8 protein-coding genes are annotated in these 8,215 nt (G+C 62.3%); 5 read left to right on the forward strand and 3 right to left on the reverse strand.

What is annotated here, in order from left to right:
- Positions 1-482: HlyD family efflux transporter periplasmic adaptor subunit (locus ACE3S9_RS10715; RefSeq protein WP_374546448.1), on the forward strand; the 482-nt coding region annotated here is incomplete at its 5' end.
- Positions 483-731: 249 nt separating this feature from the next.
- Positions 732-1,457: a hypothetical protein gene (locus ACE3S9_RS10720; RefSeq protein ID WP_374546449.1), complete on the forward strand. Its 726-nt coding sequence runs from the start codon at positions 732-734 to the stop codon at positions 1,455-1,457.
- Between the two features lie 36 nt (positions 1,458-1,493).
- Here the strand turns inward: ACE3S9_RS10720 and ACE3S9_RS10725 are convergent, their stop codons facing one another.
- A complete protein-coding gene (locus tag ACE3S9_RS10725; protein WP_374546450.1) occupies positions 1,494-3,350 on the reverse strand; it encodes a patatin-like phospholipase family protein in 1,857 nt (618 codons plus the stop codon).
- 355 nt (positions 3,351-3,705) lie between these two features.
- Complete coding sequence (locus ACE3S9_RS10730) at positions 3,706-4,086, reverse strand: PLDc N-terminal domain-containing protein (protein ID WP_374546451.1); 381 nt, start codon at positions 4,084-4,086, stop codon at positions 3,706-3,708.
- Positions 4,087-4,265: 179 nt separating this feature from the next.
- On the opposite strand from ACE3S9_RS10730, the gene ACE3S9_RS10735 reads away from it, so the two are divergent.
- The gene (locus tag ACE3S9_RS10735; protein WP_374546452.1) at positions 4,266-5,171 is read left to right on the forward strand and encodes a hypothetical protein; all 906 of its coding nucleotides are present in this window, start codon (positions 4,266-4,268) and stop codon (positions 5,169-5,171) included.
- An 11-nt stretch (positions 5,172-5,182) separates the two neighbouring features.
- Here the strand turns inward: ACE3S9_RS10735 and ACE3S9_RS10740 are convergent, their stop codons facing one another.
- Positions 5,183-6,310, reverse strand: coding sequence for a PA0069 family radical SAM protein (locus ACE3S9_RS10740; RefSeq protein ID WP_374546453.1), 1,128 nt, complete (start codon positions 6,308-6,310; stop codon positions 5,183-5,185).
- Positions 6,311-6,466: 156 nt separating this feature from the next.
- On the opposite strand from ACE3S9_RS10740, the gene ACE3S9_RS10745 reads away from it, so the two are divergent.
- Together ACE3S9_RS10745 and ACE3S9_RS10750 are read left to right on the forward strand one after the other, a co-directional pair.
- A complete protein-coding gene (locus ACE3S9_RS10745; protein WP_374546454.1) occupies positions 6,467-6,994 on the forward strand; it encodes a transposase in 528 nt (175 codons plus the stop codon).
- 131 nt (positions 6,995-7,125) lie between these two features.
- Positions 7,126-8,215: radical SAM protein (locus ACE3S9_RS10750; protein ID WP_374546455.1), on the forward strand; the 1,090-nt coding region annotated here is incomplete at its 3' end.

The raw sequence follows: 8,215 nt of genomic DNA on the forward strand, positions 1-8,215 counted from the left end.
CGGCCTCTCGCGACCGATTGCAGCGATTGGAAATCAAGGCTCCGCGTACGGGCTATGTGAACGAACTGACCGTCCATACGATGGGTGGGGTGATCTCGCCGGGGCAAACCGTGATGTCCATCATTCCTAGCGATGAACCGCTTCAGGTCACGGTCAAGATCCGCCCCGACGAAGTCGACGAAGTTCATCCCGGTCAGCCCGCGACGGTTCGCCTGACGTCGCTGAAGCTGCCCACGCCGCCCGAGCTTGAGGGCGTGGTCGCCAATGTCTCGCCCGACCAGGTGAAGGATGAGCGCGTGGGTCAACCCTATTTCACGGCGAAGATCGACATACCCATGAATGAAGCGGCAAAGCTTCAGGGCAAGGAGCTCTTCCCGGGCATGCCTGCGGAAGTTCTGATCCGCGGTGAGGCGCGACGCGTCATCGCCTATCTCACGCAGCCCTTGACCGACAAGCTTGGACTGGTCTTCCGTGAGAAGTGAGCGCGACGAGAGCCCTCACGCAATTTTGATGGGCGTGAAGGCGGAATGGACAGCGTGGCCGCGATCCGTTTCATCCTGAATGAATTCGGGGTCGCGTCCGGTTGGTTCCGTGGCGCTTGAGCCTTTCCGGCGCACGCAAAAAACACATAAAGAAATGGACGCTGGACTCAGCGAATGGGAGGCGTATCGCTTCCAGCGCCGGAGACGGACCAAGGTTGGATGCGGCCTCATGCCCGATCGGTCGAAGCCATGACTTCAACACTCAGACCGGAACGAACAGATGCGCTGGCGGCCAGCCTAAAGCAACGATACTGGCTGCCGCACGATGCCGCTTATCGGCCAGGAGCGTGGGCGGAGCTTGACGCGCGCTATCGCGAGCCGCATCGCGCTTATCACACTTGGCGACATATTGCTGAAATCTTCGAGAGATTGGCGTCGTTGTCTCGCGCGGCGATACGTCATGACATCATGATCGCCGCTATATTCTGGCACGACGCGGTTTATGACCTGTACGATAGGAACGGCGCCCCGCGAGCCGACCGCGACAATGTTCGGGCGAGCGCGGATCTCTTCGGGCGCTACTCCAACGCGAGCGAAAGCGAGGCCGGCGCGGTGGAGGAATTGATCATGGCCACAGCCGATCACCTCCACGCCAAACCCGATTTCGAGCGATATCCCGGATTTTGTGACGATTTCGATCTTTTTCTCGACCTCGATCTGGGATCTCTTGCTTCGCCATGGGATCAATTCGAGGCCAACCTCCACAAGCTTCGGTTCGAACACGAGACGATGGCCGAGGCCGAATTTTATCGTGAACAAATTGCGATGCTCACGCGCTTTCAAGAGCGCGACGCTCTCCTCTTTCGCTGTGCGGAAACACGTGAGAAATGGGGCGATCGCGCAGCCGCAAATCTCGGGCGGTGTATCAAAGATTTACGCAGCAAACTGAAGACGATTGGAGGCCCCCAACCATGAATGCGGCCGAGATGGACCTTGGCTCGACGGCTCTGTTCATGTCGCCTGAAGCCGCTTCAACTGCGCGGAATCCAGCTTTTCGATTTCCCGGCTCGCAGTCTCGTATCCCATTCGAACAATTTCGTCGTAGCGGCTCCAATCGAGCCAGCCGACGCCCTCGATCCTCGGCGCGACAAGCAGGTCGACTCTTGTACGCATCGTCCGTTGCTTCGCCTGCGAGCCCAGCAGAGCGGCGTTGAACAATGTTTCGTGCAGCAGCGGAAATTGATAGCGCCGCGTGGAGCGCCCCTTCCATCGATCGACCAGCAGGCTGATGGCATTCGGCAAACGATCCGACATCAGGCTCATGTCGGTTTCGGCGAGCATGTCTACGCCGATGATGTAAGCCGCTCCCATTTGCTCCATGACATCAACAGGGAAATTGTTGAAGGTCGCGCCGTCAAAAATCATGTTTCCGTCGATGATTTGCGGCGGGAAAATTCCGGGTATCGATGCGCTGGCGACCAGATTTCGCCACAGAAGACCACGCCGGAGCACTTCCTCCCGCGCGGTTGAATAATTCGATCCGATGCAAAAATGCGTCTTCCAAATGTCCTCGCTGCACGCGTCGTCCGATCCGAACGTCCTGTTGATGATGCGACGAAGCGCATCCTGGACGTTCATTCCCTTGATCAGCGAAACCAATGGCGCGAGGTTGTAATCCTTGAGCAAATTCGCCTTGAAGGCGGCCCTTCCCGCTTCGACGAGCGTTTCGCCTTGAATTTCGAGCGCATCGAACGCCGAGATGATCGCTCCGATGCTGGTCCCTCCCAGGTAATCCGGATCGACGCCAGCCGCATGCAGAGCCTGGAGGACTCCGATTTCCGCGAGGCCTCGCGCGCCGCCGCCGGACAGGACGAGGCCTACCGCCTGGCCCGCCAAAACCCGCGCCAGGCGGGACCAATCGCGATCCATGTCTTCCCGCACATGAAAGTGTCTGAGAACCTCATATCGAGACAACCAGGCGTTCGTGACGAGAGGCCTTCCGCCACCCGACGGATAGAGCAGGACAAGCGTTTGGTTGGCGCGCGGGAAATGAGCGTCTCCGTCAATCGCGAGCATGTCATGCGACGGATCGGTCGGCGCATCGCGGCCCGAAGCCACAAGCAGGATTTCATCGGCCAGCTGAAGGCAAAGCGCGGCGAAAGGCGTCGAGCGCGAATCGACGATGACAAACAGCGCCTCGTTGGCGGCCGCCCGATCATTCAGGAAACGAGCGACCGATCCGTTGGGCGCGAAGCGGTCGGATTCCTCGGCGGCGCAGCGAGGGAGATCGGCTTCGGCGACAACTTCGACCGGGCCGCCGAATTTCAATCGCGCCTTCGCCAAACGGCGCGCAAACCGGATAAGGTCTATCTGCGGCGATAATTGCAATACCGCGATGACGACGGGCCGCCAGATTGCGGAACGTGTTCTTTCCTTGTTGCGAAATCGTTCAATGGCGAGACGCATGATCTCGGTCGCGAATTGAGGCTTGCGCGACAGCAGCGACTCGAAAGACGGACGGTCGAAACGCGCGATGCGCGATTCCCGGATCGCCATCACGCTCGCCGATCGTGGGGCGTTCAACAGGAAGGCCAGCTCGCCAACGGTTTCGCCACAGCCGATTTCATTCAGAATTTCAGTGCCTTTGGATGTCTTGCGGAAGGCTCTCAGGCGGCCGCTCAGAACGACATACACGTCCTTGCCCAAGTCGCCTTCTTCAAAGAGGAGTTCCTTCGGGCCAAGCACCAGCAATTCGAATTCCGCATCGAACTGTTTAAACGCGACGCCAAATTTCGCCTTCAGGGCGTCGCCCAGGATCGCACGATCGGCATTTTGAATGTTTGAACCGGTCCCTGCGGTCGCACCCATTCGCGCCTCCCGCGAATGACGATTTGGTCAGGAAGAGGCGAAACCGACTCGTTCGCGAAGACCGCACGATATGCGGGAGCTCCTTTGGGCTCGTCGCTTCACCTTGATCTCGTCCCATGGAGACGCAACTACCACGGACAACACGGTCCGCTTGAATCTGGTTCCTGCGGATGCCGAACGGTCGCAAATAAGCGCCGGCGGTCTCTTGAGGGTCGATCGAGGCCAGTCATCGGCCAGAGCGCCATCGGGCGGTCCATAGGCGTTTTCCGCCCCGAAATGACCGCCCGCGCAAAAAAATGCGGCGCGCCGCCGAAGCAGCGCGCCGCAATGTCAAGCGACCAAAAGGCGATCCGGCCTATTCGACCAGGCGCGCGCGCATGCGGGCGTATTCGTCGGCGCTGATGGCGTTGGTTTCCTTCAGCTTGTCGAGCTTGGCCAGTTCGTCGGCGACGCTGAAGCCGACGAAACGGCGCATGTCGTCGCGCGCCTGTTTGACGTCCTGCAGCCGGCGCTCCGCCATGCCGCGTCCCTGGAAGATCAGATAAGCGAGGACGCCGAGCAGCGGCGCGAAGATCAAGGCGATGATCCAGATCGCCTTGATCCAGCCGGAAACGTCATGGCGACGGAACAGATCGCTGATCACATTGATCAGGATCCAGATCCACATGATGAACAGGAAGATCGTGAAGGCGTCGACCAGAAAATTCCAGAAATTGAACCCGCCGTCGAAAAGCATGATCGTATCCCCCCTGTCTGAACGCGGATAAAGCCGCAAAATCGGATTGCGTCCTGTTTAGCCCAAGCCCCAGTCGCGAACAAGCCGACCTCCGGCGCGATTCCGCCGGGCGCGCCAGCGCCTTAATGAAGCCTTTACCACGTTGCATCAAAGCTGGCGCGAACTTCGAGACAGGATCGATGGGATATCTGCACCCGCCGCCCGGCGACGCGCCGGTCATTGTGATGAAGGACGTCGGCGGCGACGTCCGCGAATATAGCGCGATGACGACCGCCTATATCCGCAGCGGCCGTGAGGTGCGCCTGCATGAATGCCGCTCGGCCTGCACGCTGGCGCTCGCGGTCCCCAATGTCTGCGTCTATCCCGACAGCGTGCTGCGGTTTCACAAGGCCTATAACCCGATCACCAAAGCGACCAACGAAGACGTCTCCTCCGCCATGCTGTCCGCCTATCCGCCCGCCGTGCGCGAGCGTCTCGGCGTGCTGACGCGGCAATATAAATCCTTGACGGGATCGGAGTTGATCCGCCTCGGGGTGCGCGACTGCAATACGCCCGCCTCGCCGAAAGTGCTGATCGCGCGGGCGAGCGTGCGACCCAGCGCGCCGGAAAATCCCTTTTCCAACACCTTCGGCGGCCTGATGGCGGGGCTGAACCCGACCGGGATTCCCGCCTATAGCGGCTATAACAACGCGCCCGTTCAGGTCCAGCGCGTCAAGGTCCAGGTCGCAGAAGCCGTCCCGCCGGCCGGCGACGCGCCGCACTCGGACGCCTCGTCGCCGGACGCCGCGACGGCCGCCGTCGTCATGCCGGTTCCGCCCCCGCGCCCGGCGCAGCTTGACCAGGCGGCCGCGCAAAACGCCCGCGACCCGGCGCCGAGCGACACGTCCAGCGCCAATCCACCTGCCGCCAATCCGCAAGATTCGTCGCCTCCCCTGCCGCCGCAGCCGCCGTTCCGCGCCTTGGCGCCCGCCGCGCCGCCCCCAAAAACGGCGACGCGCTGGGGCGCGCCGATCAATGGCGCCGCGCCGACCCTGGCTTCGGCCCGCTTTGCGCCCTTTCCCTATCGCCTGACCCGCAAGGGCTGAGCGCATCGCCCTCAAAACAGGCTGAGTTGGCGCGCGCCGCCCTCGGGCGGTTTGAACAGATCGGTCCGCAGGGCGATTCTGCGCTTGCCGAAACCGATCTTCGCGCTCGCCATTTCAAAGCGCCGGCCGATCATCCAGGCGTAGGGTCCGGTCCCGGTCATGCGTTTGCCCCAGGCGGAATCGTAGAGCTTGCCGTCGCGGGTCGAGCGCAGCAGCGACAGCACCTTGCGATATTTGTCGGGGAAATGTTCGAGCAGCCAATTGCCGAACAGATCCTGCGTCTCCAGCGGCAGCCGCAGCAGGATATAGCCGGCCTCCCGCGCGCCGAAGGCGAAGGCGCGGGTGAGAATGGTCTCCATTTCATGATCGGTGACGCCGGGAATGACCGGCGCGATCATGACCGCGGTCGGCACGCCGGCGACCGAGAGCTTTTCGATCGCCTCCAGCCGCCGCCCCGGCGTGGTCGCGCGCGGCTCCATGGTCCGCGCCAGAGCGCGGTCGAGCGTGGTCACCGAAAGCGCGACCTTGACCAGCCCTTTCGCCGCCATCGGCGCGAGCAGATCGAGATCGCGCAGGACCAAAGCCGATTTGGTGACGATGGCCACGGGATGATCGGCCTCCGCCAGAACCTCCAGCACCTGCCGCATGACGCGATATTCGCGCTCGATCGGCTGATAGGGGTCGGTATTGGTTCCGATCGCCAGCGTCTTCGGCTGGTAGCCGGGAGCGGAAAGCTCGCGCTTCAGCACCTCGGCCGCGCCGTCCTTGACGAACAGCCGGCTCTCGAAATCGAGCCCCGGCGACAGGCCCATATAGGCGTGGGTGGGCCGCGCGAAACAATAGACGCAGCCGTGCTCGCAGCCGCGATAGGGATTGATCGAGCGGTCGAAGGCGATGTCCGGCGATTCATTGCGCGCGATGATCGTGCGAGGCCGTTCATGGGTGATTTCCGTCCGGAACGGCGGCAGGTCGTCCAATGAACCCCAGCCGTCGTCGCAATCGACGCGCTGGACCTTTTCGAAACGTCCCGACGCATTGCTGACCGCCGCCCGCCCGCGACGGCGGCCAGGGGCGACCGTCGAGACCGCTTCGGGGGCGGAGGCCGGGGCGGACGCCGGATCTTGTGCCGAAAAAGCCATAGCCGCCCCTCCTGGGCCGCCTCCCCTGAGACCAGCGCTCGAACAAAACAGGTACAAGGAACATTTATAGAACGTTAAAACTTTGTCAAGACTTCGCCCTGCGCTGGCGGCCAAAACCCTTGCCAAAGGCGGGATTTCGACTAAAGCGATCGCCCCATGGTCATGGCGGTCGTTCTCTCTCCTTCCCTCGGCGCGGAAACCCCGGCGGCGCGCGCCGCCGAGGCTGTTGCGCGCAGCCTGTGCGCTTTGGTGCGCGCGACCGTCGAAGGCGTGGTGCGCGAAGCCTTCATCATCGGCCCGGCCGAAGACCAGCTCACGGAAATCGCCGATCAAGCCGGTTGCGGGCTGATCGAGGCCCATTCGGCCGGCGAGGGGCTGGCGCAGGCGGCGGCGCGTTCGCGCAGCGAGATCGCCTTCGTGCTGCTCGGCGGCTTCGCGCCGCAAAGCAGTTTCGTTGAGGAGGCCGGCGACCTTCTGCGCGACGCCCAGGCCTTTCACGGCGTCTTGCTGCGGCGTTTCCCGAACACTCTGATGACCCGCCTCGCGCCCAGCCTGGCCGAGCCGGTCGGCGTCTTCGCCCAATGCGCGGCCTTGCGCGACGCCGCCCCGCGCGACCTGAAACATCTGATCAGGCGGCTGAAAATCAGGCGCACGCTTGACGCGCGGGCGCAAAAACTGGTCTGACGGGCGCGAAAAGGCGCAAGGCTGCGTGGAAAAGCCTTGCAACGCCTTCCCACCCGCTGGCGGATCGACTAAGGTCGCCGGCAGATTTCCAATGAAAACAATAATGCCGCGCTTTAGCCGAAGGGGTGAGAATGACGTCAGAGACGATCTCCCGGACTGCCGCCCGTATCTTCAATGTCGTCCTGATCAAGCCCACCCATTACGACGACCAGGGCTATCCGATCCAATGGTTCCGTTCGGCGATCCCTTCGAATACTTTGGCCTGCATGTTCGGGTTGGCGCAGGACGCCGCGCAACGCGCCATTCTCGGCGAGAATGTCGAAATCCGCCTGCATACCTATGACGAGACCAATACCCGCATCCGCCCGGCCGAAATCGCGCAACTGGTCCGCGAAGGCGGCGGCGAGGGCCTGATCTGCCTGGTCGGCGTGCAATCGAACCAGTTTCCGCGGGCGCTCGATCTCGCCCGCCAGTTCCGCGCGGCGGGTCTGCCGGTCGGCATAGGCGGCTTCCATGTCTCGGGCTGCCTCGCCATGCTGCCGGAGCTGCCGCCGGAAATCCGCGAAGCGCAGGATCTCGGCATTTCGCTATTCGCGGGCGAGTCGGAAAACAGCCGGCTCGACGACTTCCTCGTCGACGCTTTCGCCGGCAAGCTCAAGCCGCTTTATAATTATCTCGACGACCTGCCCTCGCTCGAAGGCGAGCCGCTGCCGATCCTGCCGCGCGCCCGCGTCCGCCGCACCATGGGCAAGCTGTCGAGCCTCGATTTCGGCCGCGGCTGCCCCTATCAATGTTCGTTCTGCACCATCATCAATGTGCAGGGCCGCAAGAGCCGCTTCCGCAACGCCGACGATCTCGAACGCATTTTGCGCGAGAACCAGGCGCAGGGGGTGACGCGCTTCTTCATCACCGACGACAATTTCGCCCGCAACAGCCAATGGGAGCAACTCTTCGACCGCATCATCAAGCTGCGCGAGGAAGAGGGCATGACGTTCGGCTTCACCATCCAGGTCGATACGCTTTGTCACAAAATTCCGAACTTTATCGAGAAGGCGGCGCGCGCGGGCGCCAACCGCGTCTTCATCGGGCTTGAGAACATCAATCCGGACAATCTGATCGAGGCCAAGAAGCGCCAGAACAAGATCACCGAATATCGCGCCATGCTGCAGAAATGGCGCGAGCACGGCGCCCATACCGCCGCCGGCTATATTCTCGGCTTCC

The organism is Rhodoblastus sp. (assembly GCF_041915505.1).
GTDB lineage: Bacteria > Pseudomonadota > Alphaproteobacteria > Rhizobiales > Beijerinckiaceae > Rhodoblastus.